Raw genomic sequence first — 18032 nt, forward strand, 5'->3', positions numbered from 1 at the left:
CAATGTCAGGCGCACTCGCACTAGCGACCGGGGTCGACCCGCTGCCGCTGCTCTCGACGGTGTCGCTCGATCGAATCCTCGATCACTGGTGGGTGTTCCCCGCGTCGATACTGTTCTCGATGGTCGCCATCGCAGCCGGCGTCTCGGGCGCGCTCTTCTTCAGCCCGTTCTTCCTGTTGGCCGTCGGGCTCGGTCCCGCGCAGGCGGTCGGCGCGGGCCTGATGACTGAAGTGTTCGGGATGGGGAACGGTCTCCGGTCGTACGTCAAGCAGGGCGTCGTCGACTACGCGACTGCGAAGTGGCTGTTGGTCGGCGCGCTGCCGGCGATCGTGATCGGCTCGTTCGCGGCCCATTACGTCCCCGACACGCTGTTGCGCGGCGGGTTCGGCGTCGGGCTGTTCGTGCTCGGCGGGTTCCTGTTGTACTCCGACTCCCCCGAGGAGACCGAACCCGGCGAGCGCGAAGGCGAGTTCCTCGAAAAGAAGAACGCGGAGTGCGGTACCACCGTTGTCAACGCCAGCGACGGCGGCCGGTTCGTCTACCCGACGTGCTGGCGCCCGCCGGGCGTCGCCCTCGCGGCGCTCGGCGGGGCGATCACTGGGTTGATCAGCGCCGGTCTCCCCGAGATCGTGACGACCCAGCTCGTGGCGCGGTGTCGGATGCCGCCGCGAGTCGCCGTCGCCACGTCGGTGTTCGTGCTCGCGATCGCCGCGGTCGCCGGGGCCGCCGTCCACGCGCTGGCCGCGACGCCGGTCTGGTACGTGGTGGTCTGGTCGATTCCCGGCGTAATCGTCGGCGGAACGATAGGCGCCCGCGTCGGCAAGCACGTCCCAAGCGGGCTCATGGAGCGCGGGCTCGGCGTCGTCTTCGGGATCGTCGGGGCGATCGTCCTCGTGACGACGTTCGGCGTTTGAGAGTACGTTCGGCGCGTCGCTCCTCGGGCGCCATCCCCTTCTCGGCGAGTTCCGCGAGTGCGGCCGGCGACTTCCCGAGGTCGGACAGCCCCATCCCCCGCGAACGTGGTCGGCTTTCGTGAACTGAACCTCCTCGTACGCGACTATCTGTAGCCTGTTTCCCACGGGTCGCGGAAATCGAGCCCGTTCGTGGGGAGCGTCTCGATCCCGCGCTCGTCGGGGGGACGCTCGACGGCCGCCCGGTCGTCGACGACTACGAGATCATCACGTTCTAACCCGGACGATCGGCGCGGCGGTGCCCGTTACTTTCGACCGTCTTCTTCGATGTTCGCCCGAACGACGGCTATCGGCTCGCCTGTCTTCGCGACCAAGTCCCTTACCGCCTCGTCCGAGTCGGCTGGCGCGCAGCCCAAGTCCCGGATCGCCTCCGTCGTCGAGGCGTGCTTGACGTGGACGCGGTCGTCCGTGTCGGATCGCACCCCCGACAACTGCCGTTACCTCCGACGCGCCGTGCCCGTTGCCGGTCCGGACGGACTTATGACGGCGTCGCGCCATCTCCCGACATGATCGAACTCACGCGGGCGGCGTACGACGAGGTCGTGTACCGGGCGTACGAGGGCGGCGAAGCGGAGATCTGCGGCGTGCTCGCCGGCGAACACGGCGACGACGGTGACCCGAGCGTCGTGACGGAGACGTACGCGGCCGAGAACGTGGCGGAGACACCCGAGATCCGGTACCTGATCGACCCCGAAGAGCAGTTCGAGCTGATCGAGACCGTCGAGGAGGCCGGCCTCGACGTGGTCGGCTTCTACCACTCGCACCCGACCGGCCCGACCCACCCGAGCGAGACGGACGCCGCGCGGGCGACGTGGCCCGACCGCTCGTACGTCATCTGCGCGCTCGACGGCTACCCGTTCGTCGGGTCGTGGCGCTGGCGCGACGACGCGGACGCGTTCGAACAGGAGACGGTGTCGGTCCGGAGCGAGCGATAGGACGGGGTCGAGTGATAGGTCTATTTGTAAATCATCGACTCCGGATCGGTGGTGACCACCTCCAAAGCCCCAGCCGCGAGGACTCGCGCACCTCGTTGCGCTCCTCGCTCGTTCGCTCCGCTCACTCGCTGTGGTGCTTACGTCGGTGGGCTTCGCCCTCGCAGCTGCCCCTTTGAGTCCCGCCCCGCACAGCACCTCACACCTCCCCAGCCTCGTCGCCGGACTACGTCCGGCTGCAAGCGAGAGCTTCGCTCTCGCCCTGTCAGTCACCTCCGCTTCGCTCCGGCGACTGACTCCAGCGAGGGACCGAAGGTCCCTCTGGCAGTCGGGCGAAGCCCGACGACCTCGCGCGTGCTGACTCGCGGCCTCCGCTTCGCTCCGGCCGCTCGCAGGCACGCGCCACCGCATCGCCTGTTTATAAATTACCATCGCCGGCTCGCGCATTTTTAAATACGCACCGACGCACCGCGGTCAGCGGTCGAATTGAAAAGTGGAACCGCTCCGAGTGTCGGGCCTCAGTCGCTCGCTTCGATTTCCGGTTCGGCGTCGCCGCCGACGTCGATCGCACAGGAGGCGGTGTACTCCACGTCGTGGACGGAGTCGATGGCGGGGTCGTCGCCGCACACCGGGCAGTCGTCCTGCTTGGGGATCTCGACCTTGTCGAACTCCATGTCGAGCGCGTCGAAGAACAGCATCGAGCCGTCGAGGGTCTCGCCTTTGCCCATGATGTGTTTGACCGTCTCGGTCGCCTGGAGGCAGCCGACGGTGCCCGGGAGCACGCCGAGCACGCCGGCGGTCGCGCAGTTCGGGACCATCCCGGCCGGCGGCGCCTCGGGGAACAGGCAGCGGTAACACGGCGAGTCGTCGTCGCCCGCGAACGTCGTCACCTGGCCCTCGAACCGGAAGATGGACCCGTGCGAGAAGGGGATCCCGGCGAGGGTACAGGCGTCGTTGACGAGGTAGCGCGTCTCGAAGTTATCGGTGCCGTCGACGACGAAGTCGTACCCGTCGATCAGCTCCTCGATGTTGTCGGGTGTCACCCGCATCTCGTGTTTCCGGACGTCGACGTCGGGGTTGAGGTCGGCGACGAACTCCGCGGCCGAGTCGACCTTCTTCCGGCCCACGTCGTCGTCGCCGTGGATCACCTGTCGCTGGAGGTTCGACAGCTCGACCTCGTCGTCGTCCGCGATCCCGAGCGTGCCGACGCCGGCGGCGGCGAGGTACTGGATGATCGGCGCGCCGAGCCCGCCGGCGCCGAGGACCAGCACCTCCGCGTCCAGCAGGTCCTTCTGCCCCTCCGGCCCCACGTCGTCGAGGATGATGTGTCTGGAGTAGCGGTCGAGCTGCGTCGGATCGAGGTCGAGGTCACTCATTCGGCCGCACGTAACGTCCGCGGACGGTTAAGCCGGCCGTCCACCGGTGGGTGCTGCCGCCATCTCGGAGGTGCGTCGCGGACGCACGGGCGGCGCGTGACGCCTCGTCGCCGCGGCGGAACTCCCGTACCTGCCGGTGTCATCGCCGTCGAGAGGGTACCCGTCGGCCGGACACGCGGGAATCCATTCCGACGCCGCCGGCGACCGTGTCAGACCGTGGTCGACGTTGCCGTCGACACGCCCCTTTTGAGGACGAGCGTCGAAGGGAGGGTATGGCCACGATCAAACTCCCGGCCGCGCTGGTCGGCGGGTCGGCGACTTCGAAAGTCGAGGTCGCCGGCGAGACGGTGGCGGAACTGTTCGACAACCACGCCGCGGAACACGGCGACGAGCTGCGCGACAGCGTGATCGAGGACGGCGAGATCAAAGAGTTCATCAACGTCTACGTGGACGGGGCACCGGTGGACGGACTCGACGCCGAAGTCCCGGACGACGCGCAGGTGCGGGTCATCCCCGCGGCGAGCGGCGGGCGGTAACGCGGTCGACGCTTCTCGGCTCTCCTCCGGCGCTTATAGGTACTCTTCCCACAGCGGGATGTCCGCGTACTTGTCGCCGCGGTCGCACAGCATGAACACGACCGCGTCGTCGTCCGCGAGGTCGCCGGCCTCGTCGAGGGCCGCGACGGCGGCCGCGCCCGCGCCGGCCGAGGTCCCCACGACGAACTGCCCGTCGACGCGGAGGTGCTCGCGTACCGTCTCCGGGTCGTACTGCCCGGCGTCCGCGATCGGGACGGGCTCGTCGGCGTACCGCTCGCGGAGCGCCCGGGCCCGCTCGTAGGCGTCGTCGGTCGTGACGTACAGCTTCCGGTCGAGCACCGACTCGTCGTACGTCTCCGGGTGGTAGTGGTCGCCCGTGCGGAGGTATTTCAGCCCGTCGATGGCGTGGAGCGGCTCCTCCGGCTCGAACCCGACGATCTCGACGGCCCCGTCGCTCAGGTCGGTCAGCCCCCGGCCCGTTCCGGTGATCGTGCCGCCCGTCCCGGCGCCGGCGACGAAGTGGGTCACCCCGCCGTCCGTGGCCTCGTATATCTCGCGCGCGGTCGTCCGCTCGTGGGTCCCGGGGTTGTCCGGGTTCTCGTACTGGTTCGGCCGGTAGTAAGCGTCGGGGTCCGCGGCGACGATCTCCTCGCAGCGCTCGATGACGGCGTCGTACCCGAGGTCGGCGTCGACGAAGTGGATCTCGGCGCCGGCGTCGCGGACGGCCTCGACCTTCCCGCCGGCGGCGTTGTCGGGCATGACGATCTCCACGTCGTAGCCGCGTGCGGCCGCGAGGCGGGCGACCTCGCTGCCGGTGTTCCCCGAGGTCGGCTCGATCACGGTGACGCCGGGTTCGAGGTCCCCGCGCTCCTCCGCGCCGTCGAGCATCCCCTTCGCGATCCGCGATTTGATCGACCCGCCGCCGTGGGGCGCCTCGTAGAGGTTGAACCACTCGGCCTTCGCGTACACCGCCGCGTCGCTCTCCAGGTCGAGGTCGAGTTCGACGAGCGGCGTCTCGAAGATCGTCGACTCGTCGACGGCGTGTCCGGTCATACCTCCCGTTCGCCGCTCCCGAATAAGAGTCCGACGAAAACGGCGGTTTCGGGCCACGTCGCGGTCGTGCGCGGCAGACGCCCGTCCGTGATACGGGAGAAACCTGCCGGTCACGAAAGCCGTTCCACGACGGGAGACGTACGGGTGGCCATGAGTGAACTATCGTGGGACGACGTCGTCGAGATGCCCGACGAGCTCGACGACGAGACCGCCGAGGCGCTCTTCGAGGACGCGACCGAGGTACAGGACATGACCGGCGAGGTCTGTCCCTACCCGCAGGTCGAGGCGAAGAAGGCGATCGCGGGGCTCTCGCCCGGCGACGTGCTCGTTCAGGAGACGGACCACGTGCCCAGCACGGAGAACGTCCCGAAGGCGGTCGGCGAGGACGCGACCGCCAAGGTGTGGAAGTCCGGTAACGGCCGCTACCGCATCTTCATGCGGAAGGAGTAACCATGGTCGAGGAGCTCACCCCCGAGGAAATCAACGAGCGCGTCCAGCAGGGCGACATCCGCGTCATCGACACGCGACCGGCGTCCGAGTACGAGCAGGGCCACATTCCCGGCTCGATCAACGTCCCGCTCGGCGACCTCCCCTCTCGGGTCCCCGACATCGACTGGGACGACACCGACGTCGTCTGCGCCTGCCCCGTCGGCGAGTCCTCGAAGCAGGCCGCGATGCTGATCAGCAGCTACGAGGGCGTCGAGGACGACGTGGTCGTCGCGAGCATGGCCGGCGGCTATCAGGAGTGGACGTTCGAGCTGGAGACCGGCGCGTCGGCGGACGCCTGAGCGGACGGTCAGATTTCCTCGCAGTTCCCCTCGCCTCGGAGTGATTTCTCGGGCACGTAATGTCGATTTTTACATAATACTGGATACGGCGGGGCGGTGGCGCGTGCCGACGAGCGCCCACAGGGCGCGAAGTCGCACGCGCGAGGGAGTCGGCCGACCGGAGCGAAGCGGAGGGAGGCCGACGAGGCTGGGGAGGCGTGAGGCGCTGTGCGGAGCGGTACGGGGTGGGGCTTTGGAGGAGCTCCACGTCGATCTGGTGGTGGTCACTCCGCCGAATCCCGGTGAGTCACTAGCTCAGTCGAGGAGTCCGAACTGGACCGCGGATTCCACCTAAATCGCGCAGCCGACCTCGCGGTACATGTAGTGGGTCATCACGTAGACCCCGAGGATGATGCCCGCGCCGGCGAGGAAGGAGTGGACGGACAGCAGCGCGACCCCGGAGAAGAGGTTCGCGATGTTGCAGCCGGCGGCGAGCCGCGAGCCGACGCCCATCAGCAGGCCGCCGACCGCGTAGTTCGGCACGCGGTTCAGCTTCGGCTTCCGGATCCGGAAGTCGCCGGAGGCGTACGCGGCGATGAAGGAGCCGACGATCAGCGACGCGATCATCAGCATGTCGATGGTGAGCGAGATGTTCCCGTCGCGGAACAGGATCGACCCCCAGTACTCGACGCTCGCGACGTCGAACCCCGCCCCGGCGAGGAGGTAGCCGGCCCAGCGCGCCTCGCTGCCGGTGATCGCCCAGTGGCCGTGGACCGAGAACCAGAGGCTCGCGACGAGCGCCATCGCGACGCCCGCGGTCCGGGCGTCCCACGAGTCGCGGAGGCGGACCGTCACCGGGCGGTCGTCGTCGCGGAGGCCGCGCACGTACTCGACGGTGCCGTCGGCGATGCCGCGCAGGCCGATCGCCACCGACGAGAGCAGCCGCGAGCCGCCGAGCGCGGCCTGCGCCCGTGCGTCGGCGGCGACGCCGGTGCCGCCGGACGGGTCGTCCGGGAGCTGGCTACGTCCCTTCACGAACGCGTAGGCGACCGTCCCCACGGCGACCGCGAGCGCGCCCGTGACCGCCGGCGAGAAGGGGAGCGCGAGGTACAGCGTCTGCCCCTCGAACGGGTTCAGCGTCTGGAAGTAGTACGTCTCCGCGACCGGGAACGCGAACGCGAAGAGGACGTAGCCGACGAACATGAACAGGAGGACGAGCCAGAACTGGAGGTACCCCTGTCCCGCGCGGTACAGCGTCCCCGACGCGCAGCCGCCGGCCAGCGTCATCCCGAGCCCGAAGACGAAGCCGCCGAACACCGACCCCAGCCCCCACGCGGGGGTCCAGAAGCCGCGGAAGTAGCCGAACGTCGCCTGGAGGCTCCAGAAGACGGTCATCACGGCGATCCCGGCGAGCAGTCCCTTCAGCACGCGAGTGTCCTTGAACGCGACGAAGTCGCGGAAGGCGCTGACGAAACAGAAGCGCGCCTTCTGAAGCAGAATTCCGAAGGCGAGACCGACCGCGATCGAGACGCCGATGTAGCCGCTCGGCGAGAGTATCATTGCTCCTCGGTACCCGCTTCACGGGTAAAACGACGCCGGACACGGTAACGACGCCCCTCGATCACGGGACGACACAATTATTGCCGCGAAGACGGACACGGGGCAACGACCCGGCAGGCCGGCGAGGCTTTTGCCGCGAAGCCGTTGGGGTGTGGCATGAGCGATGACTGCGGCTGCGGGACGACCGACACCGCCGAGGAGGGGACGGCGCAGTCCCCGCGACCCGCCAAAGGCGAGGAGCTGGCGAACGACGCCCGTCGGAACCCCTTCGCGGACGGCGTCGACCGGCGGCGCCTGCTTCAGGCCTCCGGGACCGTCGGCGCGACGGCCGCCCTCGCCGGGTGTTCCGGCGGTGGCGGCGGCGACGGCGGCGGCGAGGCCGTCCCGACGATGTTCGTGTTCAACAACGGGGACCGGACGCTGAGCGTCATCGACGCCGAGTCCGACGAGCTGGTCACCTCGGCGTTCCTCGGGACCACCGCCTCGTTCCCGGCCAACCAGTACACCACCGGCGTCGACTCCGACCACGACGTGCTCTGGCTCAACGTCGCCGGCGGCGTCCGCGCGGTCGACCAGCGCACCCTCGAGGAGCTGGCGTACATTGAGACCGGGTTCGGTCCGAACTACCCGAACCTGACGCCCGACGGCGAACACCTGCTTATCGCCTCCGGCGGCACGACCGGGATGGCGCCCGAAGGGGACGCGAACCACGCGATCTTCCGCGTCGACGCGAACCGCGAGAGCGACACCTTCGGCGAGGTGACCGCCGAGATCGAGACCGGCTACGTCGGCCCCTGCGACATGACGCTCGGCCCGAACGGCGACTACGCGTTCGTCGTCGACGTCGCCGACGAGGCGATCCGCGTGCTGAGCGTCGACCCGTTCGAGACGGTGACTCGGGTCGACGCCGGCGAGCCGGTCACCGAGGGGAACGTCCTCCCGTTCATGTGCACGGCCTCCTTCGACGGCGAGCTGCTCCTCGTCGAGAACGGCGAGGGGACGCTCGGCGGCGACCCCGAGGTGCCGCGCGAGGGCTCCGAGAGCGTCTGGGACATCTCCGACCCGGAGAACCCCGAGGAGATCGCGAAGATCACCCGCGACGAGGGGCTCCCGGGCGCGCCGATCACGAGCGAGGTCGCCCCGGACAACTCGGCGGCGTACCTGTTCATCCCGGGCGAGGGCGTCGGCGTGATCGACCTCGAGGCGAACGAGTACGCGACGACGCTCGACGTCGGCGGGAGCAGCATCGCCGGCGCGTGGGGACCGAACCGCGAGAAGCTGTACGTCCCGGTCCAGGACGCCAATCAGGTCGCGGTGATCGACCACGCGAACCGCGAGGTCGCGACGACGATCGGCGTCGGTGAGGCGCCGACGGGCGCCGCCGCGGGGACCGTTCGCCCCGAGAGCGACGCGGTGTCGAGCCTCCAGGCGTCGCTCGCCTCGCTCGGCGTCACGTTCGGCGACATGGAGGCGTCGTGGTGTATGGACGACCACTGTTACTGCGGCTAATGGTCGAAAAAACCCCGGAGACCGACGACGACGGAAGCGGCGACGCGACGCGTCGCGGGCTGCTCCGCGCCGCGGCCGGCGCGACGGTCGCCGGCGCGGCGAGCACGGCCGGCTGCCTGAGCGTCACAACGCCGGCCGACGTGGCGGCGGAGTACGCGGTGACGGGCAACGTCGCCCACTTCGTCGGCCCGAGCTGGCCGGCCGAGCACCGCGACGACGCCGTCGTCCTCGACGCGCGGAACGCCGAGCGGTTCCGCGAGGAGCGCATCTACGGCGCCCGCCGCGTCCCCTTCGACGCGATCACGAGTCAGCGTAGCACCGACGACGGCGCGGTTCCGGACGCCGACGCCGTCGCGGCCGCGTTCGGGTCGGTCGGCGTCGCGCCGGACGACGACGTGCTCGTGTACGGGGCGAGCGTCGGCTCCCGGGTCACCCGGACCGCGTTCGCCCTCGCGGCGATCGGGCACTCCGGCGCGATCAAGGCGTTGAACGGCGGGCTCGACGGCTGGAACGGTCGGCTCGGGACGGGGACGAGGCGGGAGGTCTCGACGACTGACTACGAGGCCGACCCCGCGCCGTCGGCGTGGGTCACTCGCGAGTGGCTCGCCGAGCGGGTCGGCTCGTTCAACGACGGCGGCCCCGGGCTGGTCGACGTACGGGTGCCCGAGGCGTACCTGGCCGCGGCCGGCTCCGCCGCGCTGAACGACGACCACGAGCGCCACGGCCACATCCCGGGCGCGATCGACGTCCACTGGGTGGGGAACGTCTCCGGCCGCCGGATGACGGAGCCGGGACGGCTCGTCCAGCTGTACGAGGGCGAGGCGGGGCTCGACCGGAGCGAGACGGTCGTCGTGTACGGCGACGACAACGTGGACCCGACCTCGACGTGGCTCACGCTGCGGGCGATCGGCTTCGAGGACGTCCGCGTCTACGACGGCGGTTTCAGCGAGTGGGCGAACGCGGACGACCGGGGGCGACACCCGGTCGAGACGGCGACGAACGTCGTGGTCGAGACCGAGGGGAGCGTCGGCGGCGACGACAACAGCGGCGACTTCTCCTGTACTGGATGAGATGAGCCGCGACGGCCCGATCGACGGGGACGCGGGCGACGCACCCGGTCGCGTCGTCGCGGTCCCCTGCGAGGGCGCGGACGTCTTGGCGCTGTTCGCGCTCGCCACGGGCGAGCCGCTCGGTTCGGTCCCGGTCGGCAGCCACCCGGTCCACGCGACGACGACTGCCGACCGGACGCTCGTCGCGACCATGGGCGAGCGATCGGTGACGGCGGTCGACCCCGGCGGCGAGGTGACCCGCGTCGACACCGGCGTCTTGGGCCCCTCGCACTTCGCGAGCGCGAACGGCGACCTGTACGTCTCCTGTTCGGCCGGCGACGCGCTCGCGGTGATCGACCCGGTGGAACTGACACTCACTGGCCGGGTCGGCGTCGGCGCGGAACCGCACGAACTCGCCGTCGGTCCCGACGAACGACGTCTCTACAGCGGCAGCCGCCGCGACGGCGTCGTCGACGTCGTCGATACCGCGACTCGCGAGCGGCTCGGGACGGTCGACGCGGGTCCGGAGGCGAGGGTACAAGGCGTCGCGCTCGCGCCCGACGGGCACCGCGGGTACGCCGTCGACCAGGACGGGAGCCGGATCGTCGTCTTCGAGCCGGCTGGTCACGGAGGCGAAGAGCCGGACGCGCCCGCGACCCGAGTCGGCCACGTTCGCAACGCGGCCGCGGTCGGCGCGGACCCGTACGACCTCGTCGTCACCGCCGATCGCGTGTTCGTCCCGGGGAGAGCCGACGGGACGGTCCACGAGTTCTCGCCGGACCTGACGCTCGAAGCGGTTCACGAGGGGTTCTCCCGCCCGGTCGACCTGTTCAAGACGAACGGTCGGTGGTGGGTGCTCGACGCCGAGGCCGCCCGGCTGCGGTCGCTCGACGGCGCGGTCGTCGACACGAGCGCACCGGGGCTCGTCGCGGCCCCGGTGGGCGGCGGCCGGCTCCTCGTGTCTCACTACGACGACGACCGGATCTCGCTCGTCGACGTCGCGGACGGGACCGTCTGGACCGCCGACACGCCGGCGTACCCGTTCGGCGCGGTCGTGGTCTGACGCGTCACAGACCGCGGGGAACCCTGCCGGAGTCGCCGCCGTAATCTCCCCGTTCGCCGTCCCCGCTGTATGAAGGTCGCATACGTCTTCGCGACGGCCGGACAGACCATCGACTACGTGCTCGGGGACATGATCCTGCCGCAGCTGGAGGCCGGCGCGCACGGCGCAGACGTGGTCGGCATGTTCTTCTTCCACGACAACACGTACGCGCTCCGCGAGGACGACCCGCTCGGTCAGCGCCTGGCGGACGTCGCCGCCGAGCAGGAGATCCTGCTCATGCTCTGTGACCAGTGTGCGACCCGCCGCGGGCTCGCGGAGTACGACCGCACCGACGAGCACGGCCGCGACCGCTACGAGCCGACGAACACCGTCGAAGGCGCCACGGTCGGCTGCTTCCCCGACCTCTACGAGGCGCTCGGCGAGGTCGGCGTCGACCAGGTCATCACGCTGTAGCTGGCTTGTACTGGGGGATTTGAACAGTCTCGCACCGTTTTTATATCGGCTTCGAACGACAGCGCGGGTCACGTCCACGCCGAGCTCGTCTTCGAACTGCTGTTCGGCGGACGGGAGCGGGGGGCGCGAGCGACCCCGCGTGGAAGACAGTCATCGAGTTTTTGCACGTTGCCCATCTTGCCCCGGTACGGACGCGAGCTTCGACGCACAGCTCCGGGCAGAGAGCGTGGAAGTCACACGGACGGACGCGTCGCTCCCCGAAGCTGTAGACGAGATCGGTTCGATTCACAAAGCCGCTGACCACCTTCGGCCGGTCGCTCCGCAACCACTAAACGCGGCTCGCTCCTTGCTCCGGTAATGGCCGACTGGACGGAGAAGTACCGCCCGAGCACGCTCTCGGAGGTGCGCGGCAACGACAAGGCCCGCGACGCGTTCGCGGAGTGGGCCCGCTCGTGGGACGACCACCGCGAGGCGGTCGTCCTCCACGGGAGCCCGGGCGTCGGGAAGACGAGCGCGGCGCACGCGCTCGCGAACGACATGGGATGGGAGACCGTCGAGCTCAACGCCTCCGACCAGCGCACCGCCGACGTCATCGAACGGTCCGCGGGGCGGGCCGCGCGCAACGCCACCCTCGGCGGGAGCGCGGCCGGCGGCGGGGCGGCCGGCGGCGACACCGCCTCCCGGCAGCTCGTCATCCTCGACGAGGCGGACAACATCCACGGCAACTACGACCGCGGCGGCGCGAGCGCGATCACGGAGCTGGTCAAGGGGTCCGGCCAGCCGATCGTGCTCATCGCCAACGACTACTACGACATGTCGCGGGGGCTCCGGAACGCGACCCAGGAGATCGAGTTCCGCGACGTCTCCGCGCGCTCGATCGTCCCCGTCCTCCGCGACGTCTGTCGCAAGGAGGGGATCGAGTTCGAGTCCGACGCCCTCCAGCGGATCGCGGAGGGGAACCGCGGTGACCTGCGGGGCGCGATCAACGACCTTCAGGCCGCGACGCAGGGCCGCGACTCGATCGCGGTCGAGGACGTGGTCACCGGCGACCGCGACAAGGCGCTGGGGCTGTTCCCGTTCCTCGACGCCGTGTTGAAAGAGGAGTCCGCGGAGGAGGCGCTCCAGTCGGCGTACGCCGTCGACGAGACGCCGGACGACCTGACGCGGTGGATCGAGAACAACCTCCTCGACGTGTACGAACCGGCAGAGGCGGTCCGCGCGTACGACTTCCTCGCCAACGCGGACGTGTGGCTCGGCCGGGTCCGCGCCACGCAGAACTACACCTACTGGCGGTACGCGACCGACAACGCGGCCGCGGGCGTCGCGGCGGCCCGCGACGGCGAGAAGGGCGGCTGGACGCGGTACGGCCGGCCGCAGTTCTGGTCGTCGTCGGACGCGACGGCGGACGAGGTCGTCGACAAGGTCGCGGCCGCGAGCGGCTGTAGCGTCGCGACCGCCCGCCGCGAGGTATTGCCGTTCCTCCAAGCGGTCACCCACCACTGTAAGCCCCGCGAGCTGACCGTCGCGATGGCGGCCGCCTACGACCTCGACGAGGCCGCCGTCGCCTTCGTCACCGGCTCCGGCGAGTCGACGAACAAGGTCGCCTCTATCGTCGAAGACGCGCAGGCACGGCGCGACGAGCTGATCGAGGAACACGCGGACGGCGCCTTCGCGTTCGACGGCGCGGCTCGGGAAGGCGAGGAAGGCGACGCGGCCGCGACCGACGAGACGGACCGGGGCGGATCCGAGGCGACTTCTGCCGGAAGCGACGGAGGCGACTCGGACGCGGAATCCGACGCCGAGACCGGCGCGTCGAACGAGGAGGACGACGACGACCAGGCCGGACTCACCGACTTCATGTGAGTCGGGCGCGGCCGCCGGCTACCGCTCTCCGCCGCCGCTGACCGGAGCCGAGTTCGGGTCAGAGTCGCGTTCGCTCGCCTCGGGGGCGTCGAGCGAATCGCCGACGACGAACTCGAACCGCGCGCCGCCCTCGCGGCCCTCCGCCACCGACACCGTCCAGTCGTGCGCCTCCGCGATCCGCTCGACGATCGCCAGTCCGAAGCCGGTGCCGTCGGGCGCGGTCGTGTGCCCCGGGTCGAAGACGGCCTCCCGCTGCTCGGGGTCGATCCCCGGGCCGTCGTCCGCGACGTAGAACCCGTCGTCCGTCCGCCCGACCCGGACGCGGACCGCGGCGTCGTCGGGTTCCGTCGGGGCGCCGTCCGCGTCCGGTCCCGCACGCGGCGCGAACGTGCCGGGCGCGACGCCGTCTCCGGGCGCCGACTCGTCGTCGATACCGGCGTCCGCCGGTTCGTCCCCGTCGGGCACGCCGTGTTCGATCGCGTTCCGGAAGAGGTTCTCGAGGGCCTGTCGGAGCCTGTCGGCGTCGCACGGGACCGTCGGGAGCGCCCCGTCGACGACGAGCGCGGCGTCGGCCGGTTCGCCGGCGGTCCCCCACGCGCTCTCGACGACCGATCGCAGGTCGGTCGGCTCCGTCGACTGGACCGTCTGCCCCTCCCGGGCCAGCGTCAGGAGGTCGCCGACGAGGTCGTCCATGCGGTCGAGCGCGTCGAGGGCGCGGTCCAACCGCTCGCTCGACGCCTCGCCGTCGAGCTCGTCGGCCAGCTCGACGTTCCCGACCGCGACGGAGAGTGGGTTCCGGAGGTCGTGGCTCACGACGCTCGCGAACTCCTCGAGCCGTTCCCGCTGTCGCTCCAGCCGCCGCCGTCGCTCCACGCGGTCGTCCGCGAGGAAGAGGTATCCGACCACGTCGCCGCCCTCGGTCGTCCGCCCGCGCTCGTGGACCCACTGCGGCTCCCCGTGGGGCCCGACCCGATACACGACGTCGACCGGGCCCGCTTCCAGCGCCTCTCGGAGCCGGTCGCAGTCCTCGTCGACCACGCAGTCGAACCACCCGCCGTCCGGCCGTTGCGGTGCGTCGAGCCCCGGCTCCCCGGACGCCTCGACCACCAACCGGGACGGGTCGCCCTCGGGGCGACGGTACGCTATCCCGGGGCGCCGTTCCATGGGTCGCGGCACGTGTCACCGAGGCGACTCGGCCAGCATAAATCTTACTCGGCTATCACTTGTCAGACGCTGAGATAAAGTTCCCAGCTCGCGAAATAATCGATAGCGGGCGGGATCGCCGGGAGAACTTTGTCGCGTCCGCCGATCGATCGTCGCATGCGCGCAGCGATCCTGCGGGAGTACGGCGAACCGCTCGAGATTCGGACGGTTCCCGACCCCGAACCCGAGCCCGACGGCGCCGTCGTCCGCGTCGACGCCTGCGGCGTCTGCCGCAGCGACTGGCACGCCTGGGCCGGCCACGGCGAGTGGGCGGACGATCGGGTGCCGCGCGGACAGATACTCGGCCACGAGCCGGCCGGCGAGGTCGTCGCCGTCGGCCGCGAGGTCGAGCGATTCCGAGCGGGCGACCGGGTTGTCGTCCCCTTCTCGCTCGGCGACGGTACCTGCCAGTACTGCCGTCGCGGGGCCGGGAACGTGTGCGAGGACGGCCGCGCGTTGGGGTTCGAGCCGGAGGCGCCGGGCGCGTTCGCGGAGCGCGTGGCCGTCCCGACGGCCGACTACAACCTCGTTGAGCGCCCCGAGTGGCTCGACGCGACCGCGGCGGCGGCGCTCGGCTGCCGGTACATGACCGCGTATCACGCGCTCGCGGAGCGGGCGACCGTCGGCGGCGGCGACGCCGTCGCGGTCCACGGCTGCGGGGGCGTCGGGCTCTCCGCGGTCCAGATCGCCGCGGCGCTCGGCGCGCGCGTCGTCGCGGTCGATGTCGACGACGACGCCCTCGCGCTCGCGACCGAGTTCGGCGCGGACGCCGCCGTGAACCCGGCGTCGCTCCCGGAAGAGAGCTCCGTCCCCGAGCGCGTCCGCGCGCTTACCGACGGCGGCGCAGACGTCTCGCTCGACGCCCTGGGGATCGCGGAGACCTGCCGTAACTCCGTCCGGTCGCTGCGGCCGCGCGGCACGCACGTCCAGGTCGGGCTCACGACGGACGCCGAGCGCGGCGAGGTGTCGCTGCCGACGGACTGGATGACGCGGTGGGAGATCTCCTTCCTCGGGTCGCGGGGGATGCCGCCGACGAGCTACCCGGACCTGTTCGCGCTGATCGAGGCGACGGGGATCGACCCCGGCGCGCTCGTCGCCCGCGAACTGTCGCTGTCGGAGGTCTCGGACCGGATAGCCGCCATGGACGAGTACGACGTGCGGGGCGTCGAGGTCGTCACCGACTTCGGCGGCTGACCGTCAGCGCTCCCGATCCGCGCCGAGTCCGGGGATCGCGACCCGGTCGTCGACGCGCTCCATGAACTTCGACGCCGTGAGCACGAGCGCGAGGTACATCGCGCCGAGCACGAGGAAGACGGTGGTGTACCGGAAGGTCTCCGTCGCGACCCGGTTCGCCAAGTAGTACAGCTCCGGGACCGTGATAAAGCCCGCGAGCGACGAGTACTTGATCAGGTAGACGAACTCGTTCGTCCACGAGGGGATCGCGTACCGGAGCGCCTGCGGAAGCACCACGTAGTATATCGACTCGAGCTTCGAGAGCCCGATCGCCCGCCCCGCGGTGATCTGTCCCTCGTCGACGCTCTCGACCGCCCCGCGGATGTACTCGGCCTGGTAGGCGGCCCCGTTGAGGGTGAACCCGAGGATCGCGACCCAGACCACGTCGCGGGGAAACACGCCCGACAACGCCGCGGGCACGGACGCCGCGAGGTTCAGCCCGTAGTAGAGCACGAACAGCTGCGCGAGCAGCGGCGTCCCGCGCAACAGCTCGGTGTACCCCAGCGAGAGCCACGCCGAGAACCGGCCGTACACCCGCGCGACCGCCAGCGGCACGGCGATGAAGAAGCCGCAGACGAGGCTCGCGCCGGTGATGACCACCGTGAGCCACGTCCCCTGTGCGAGGGTCGGCGTGAGCCCGACCACGAACGCGACGTCGGGCGCAACCGCGGCGAGCCCCGGCACCGCGGCGAGCGCGCCCTCGACGGCGTCCGGCGCGACGAGCGGCTCGCCGACCGGGGCGATCACGCCGCCGAGCCATCGGTTGACCCAGCTGACGACGAGCCAGCCCCAGAACAGCGCCCCGGCGGCGACGAGGAGGATTCGACCGACAGACGGGTCCGTATCGGCCACGCGCTCGCCGACCGTCCGCGGTCGCGTCGCCCCCGCCATCAGTCGTGGCTCGCGATGCGTTCGAGGAAGCGACCGGTTCGCTCCTTCTCGGGGCGTTCGAACAGCTGCTCCGGCGGGCCGCGCTCGACGACCCGCCCGTCGTCCAAGAACACGACCTCGTCGGCGACCGCCCGCGCGAAGCTCATCTCGTGGGTGACGACGAGCATCGTCATCCCCTCGTCGACCAACGCGCGCATCACCTCCAACACCTCGCCGATGAGCTCGGGGTCGAGCGCGCTCGTCGGTTCGTCGAACAGCATGAGCTTCGGCTCCATCGCCAACGCGCGGGCGATCCCGACGCGCTGCTGTTGGCCGCCCGACAGCTCCGCCGGGTACGACTCGAGCTGGTCGGCGAGGCCGACGCGCTCGAGCTGCGAGGTCGCACGCTCGCGGGCCTCGGCCGCTGAGAGTCCGAGCACGCGGCGCGGCCCGAGCGCGACGTTCCCGAGCGCGCTCAGGTGCGCGAACAGGTTGAAACTCTGGAACACCATGCCGACCTCGCGCCGGAGCCTGTCGACATCGGTGTCGGGCGAGAGCACCTCCTCGCCGTCGAGGGTGATCGACCCCTCCTGCGCCTCCGCGAGCCGGTTGACACAGCGCAGCATCGTGGACTTCCCGGAGCCGGACGGGCCGATCAGCACGGTCACGTCGCTGCGGTCCATCTCGAAGGAGACCTCGTCGAGCACCTGCTCGTCGCCGTACCACTTCGAGACGTCGTTCACGCGGAGGAAGACGTCGTCACTCACGTCGACTCACCCTCCGGGATCGCGTACCGGGTACCGAGGTAATCGAGCGCGCGGTTCGTCGTGAACGTGAGGACGAAGTAGATGCCACTGATGAACAGGATGACTTCGAGGACCGCGGTCGTCTGCTGCGTGAACAGGTCGTACCCGCGGGTCAGAAGCTCCGCGAGCCCGATCGCGAAGACGATACTCGTGTCCTTCAACACGATGGTGAACTCGTTTTGGAACCCCGGAATCGACCGCCGGAGCGCCTGCGGGACGACGACGTATCGAATCGACTCGAACCGCGAGAGCCCGACGGCCCGGCCCGCCTCCAGCTGGCCGTCGTCGACGCTCCCGAGCGCCGCGCGGAAGATCTGCGACTGGTACGCCGCGCTCCGCAGCCCCAGCCCCGCGATCCCCGCCGAGACCGCCGGCGAGATCGACCCGATACCGAGGTTCACCTGCGGGACGCCGACGACAAAGTAGATCACGAGGAGGATGACGACGATGGGCGTCCCGCGGAGGACGACGCCGACCGTCTCCACGAGCCGCTTCCAGCGCCCGTCGCCGTACACCTCCACCGCGCCGGCCGGGAAGCCGACGAGGAATCCGAGCAGGATCGACGCGACGGTGAGCCCGACGGTCAACAGGAGGCCGCCGCCGAGGTAGTCGACGTTCCGGAGGACGAACCACCAGTCGGCGGGGTCGCCGACGAGCCACCAGTCGATCGACTCGCTCACGGACCCGACTGTAGCGGCCGTCAGCGGCGTCTCACCGGCGGCAGTACTCGGGGCGAGAGCGCCGAGGCTGTCCGCCGCGGCGAGCGCGAGCGACCCCGGGGCCGACAT

The 18032-nt window shown here is 70.4% G+C and carries 19 protein-coding genes; 11 read left to right on the plus strand and 8 right to left on the minus strand.

Annotated features, from left to right (window positions below):
• Positions 1-2 precede the first annotated feature (2 nt).
• Complete coding sequence (locus tag BM286_RS13545) at positions 3-914, plus strand: sulfite exporter TauE/SafE family protein (RefSeq protein ID WP_092923504.1); 912 nt, start codon at positions 3-5, stop codon at positions 912-914.
• 302 nt (positions 915-1216) lie between these two features.
• Here the strand turns inward: BM286_RS13545 and BM286_RS15690 are convergent, their stop codons facing one another.
• The gene (locus BM286_RS15690) at positions 1217-1393 is read right to left on the minus strand and encodes a hypothetical protein (protein WP_158293689.1); all 177 of its coding nucleotides are present in this window, start codon (positions 1391-1393) and stop codon (positions 1217-1219) included.
• Between the two features lie 84 nt (positions 1394-1477).
• On the opposite strand from BM286_RS15690, the gene BM286_RS13550 reads away from it, so the two are divergent.
• The gene (locus tag BM286_RS13550) at positions 1478-1906 is read left to right on the plus strand and encodes a desampylase (RefSeq protein ID WP_092923507.1); all 429 of its coding nucleotides are present in this window, start codon (positions 1478-1480) and stop codon (positions 1904-1906) included.
• 515 nt (positions 1907-2421) lie between these two features.
• Here BM286_RS13550 and ubaA read toward each other — a convergent pair.
• Positions 2422-3279 carry an SAMP-activating enzyme E1 gene (ubaA, locus tag BM286_RS13555; RefSeq protein ID WP_092923510.1) on the minus strand — a complete coding sequence of 286 codons (858 nt, stop codon included), beginning with the start codon at positions 3277-3279 and terminating at the stop codon, positions 2422-2424.
• A 272-nt stretch (positions 3280-3551) separates the two neighbouring features.
• Here ubaA and BM286_RS13560 point away from each other — a divergent pair, with 272 nt between their 5' ends.
• Positions 3552-3815, plus strand: a complete 264-nt coding sequence (locus BM286_RS13560) for a MoaD/ThiS family protein (RefSeq protein ID WP_092923513.1) — start codon at positions 3552-3554, stop codon at positions 3813-3815.
• Between the two features lie 33 nt (positions 3816-3848).
• Here BM286_RS13560 and BM286_RS13565 read toward each other — a convergent pair whose 3' ends face one another.
• Positions 3849-4868, minus strand: coding sequence for a PLP-dependent cysteine synthase family protein (locus tag BM286_RS13565; RefSeq protein ID WP_092923516.1), 1020 nt, complete (start codon positions 4866-4868; stop codon positions 3849-3851).
• A 150-nt stretch (positions 4869-5018) separates the two neighbouring features.
• On the opposite strand from BM286_RS13565, the gene BM286_RS13570 reads away from it, so the two are divergent.
• Together BM286_RS13570 and BM286_RS13575 are read left to right on the plus strand one after the other, a co-directional pair.
• The gene (locus BM286_RS13570; protein ID WP_092923519.1) at positions 5019-5318 is read left to right on the plus strand and encodes a sulfurtransferase TusA family protein; all 300 of its coding nucleotides are present in this window, start codon (positions 5019-5021) and stop codon (positions 5316-5318) included.
• Between the two features lie 2 nt (positions 5319-5320).
• Positions 5321-5656 (plus strand): rhodanese-like domain-containing protein, encoded by a 336-nt coding sequence (locus tag BM286_RS13575; RefSeq protein ID WP_092923522.1) that lies wholly within the window; start codon positions 5321-5323, stop codon positions 5654-5656.
• A gap of 330 nt (positions 5657-5986) precedes the next feature.
• Here BM286_RS13575 and BM286_RS13580 read toward each other — a convergent pair whose 3' ends face one another.
• Positions 5987-7195, minus strand: a complete 1209-nt coding sequence (locus BM286_RS13580; RefSeq protein WP_092923525.1) for a YeeE/YedE family protein — start codon at positions 7193-7195, stop codon at positions 5987-5989.
• 156 nt (positions 7196-7351) lie between these two features.
• On the opposite strand from BM286_RS13580, the gene BM286_RS13585 reads away from it, so the two are divergent.
• The 5 genes from BM286_RS13585 to BM286_RS13605 all read left to right on the plus strand — a co-directional run bounded on the left by BM286_RS13585 (position 7352) and on the right by BM286_RS13605 (position 13132).
• Positions 7352-8704, plus strand: a complete 1353-nt coding sequence (locus BM286_RS13585; RefSeq protein WP_092923528.1) for a beta-propeller fold lactonase family protein — start codon at positions 7352-7354, stop codon at positions 8702-8704.
• Positions 8704-9774, plus strand: coding sequence for a sulfurtransferase (locus BM286_RS13590; protein WP_092923531.1), 1071 nt, complete (start codon positions 8704-8706; stop codon positions 9772-9774). The genes BM286_RS13585 and BM286_RS13590 overlap by 1 nt, the downstream gene beginning before the upstream one ends.
• Position 9775: 1 nt before the next feature.
• The gene (locus BM286_RS13595; protein WP_092923534.1) at positions 9776-10816 is read left to right on the plus strand and encodes a YncE family protein; all 1041 of its coding nucleotides are present in this window, start codon (positions 9776-9778) and stop codon (positions 10814-10816) included.
• A gap of 69 nt (positions 10817-10885) precedes the next feature.
• Positions 10886-11269 (plus strand): SaoD/DsrE family protein, encoded by a 384-nt coding sequence (locus BM286_RS13600; protein WP_092923537.1) that lies wholly within the window; start codon positions 10886-10888, stop codon positions 11267-11269.
• Between the two features lie 357 nt (positions 11270-11626).
• Positions 11627-13132 (plus strand): replication factor C large subunit, encoded by a 1506-nt coding sequence (locus BM286_RS13605; protein WP_092923540.1) that lies wholly within the window; start codon positions 11627-11629, stop codon positions 13130-13132.
• 18 nt (positions 13133-13150) lie between these two features.
• Here BM286_RS13605 and BM286_RS13610 read toward each other — a convergent pair whose 3' ends face one another.
• Positions 13151-14308, minus strand: coding sequence for a sensor histidine kinase (locus BM286_RS13610; protein ID WP_092923542.1), 1158 nt, complete (start codon positions 14306-14308; stop codon positions 13151-13153).
• A 144-nt stretch (positions 14309-14452) separates the two neighbouring features.
• Here BM286_RS13610 and BM286_RS13615 point away from each other — a divergent pair, with 144 nt between their 5' ends.
• Entirely contained in the window at positions 14453-15529 is a 1077-nt protein-coding gene (locus BM286_RS13615) for a zinc-dependent alcohol dehydrogenase family protein (protein ID WP_092923545.1), read from the plus strand.
• Between the two features lie 3 nt (positions 15530-15532).
• On the opposite strand, the gene BM286_RS13620 is transcribed toward BM286_RS13615, so the two are convergent.
• From BM286_RS13620 to BM286_RS13630, 3 genes are read right to left on the minus strand one after another with little or no spacing between them, the layout of a single operon-like run.
• A complete protein-coding gene (locus BM286_RS13620; RefSeq protein WP_092923548.1) occupies positions 15533-16459 on the minus strand; it encodes an amino acid ABC transporter permease in 927 nt (308 codons plus the stop codon).
• Positions 16459-17205: an amino acid ABC transporter ATP-binding protein gene (locus BM286_RS13625; RefSeq protein WP_092923551.1), complete on the minus strand. Its 747-nt coding sequence runs from the start codon at positions 17203-17205 to the stop codon at positions 16459-16461. The genes BM286_RS13620 and BM286_RS13625 overlap by 1 nt, the downstream gene beginning before the upstream one ends.
• Positions 17202-18032: an amino acid ABC transporter permease gene (locus tag BM286_RS13630; protein ID WP_092923554.1), complete on the minus strand. Its 831-nt coding sequence runs from the start codon at positions 18030-18032 to the stop codon at positions 17202-17204. Before BM286_RS13630 ends, BM286_RS13625 begins: the two co-directional genes overlap by 4 nt.

The sequence above is a fragment of the Halorubrum sodomense genome (assembly GCF_900111935.1).
GTDB classification, from domain to species: Archaea; Halobacteriota; Halobacteria; order Halobacteriales; family Haloferacaceae; genus Halorubrum; species Halorubrum sodomense.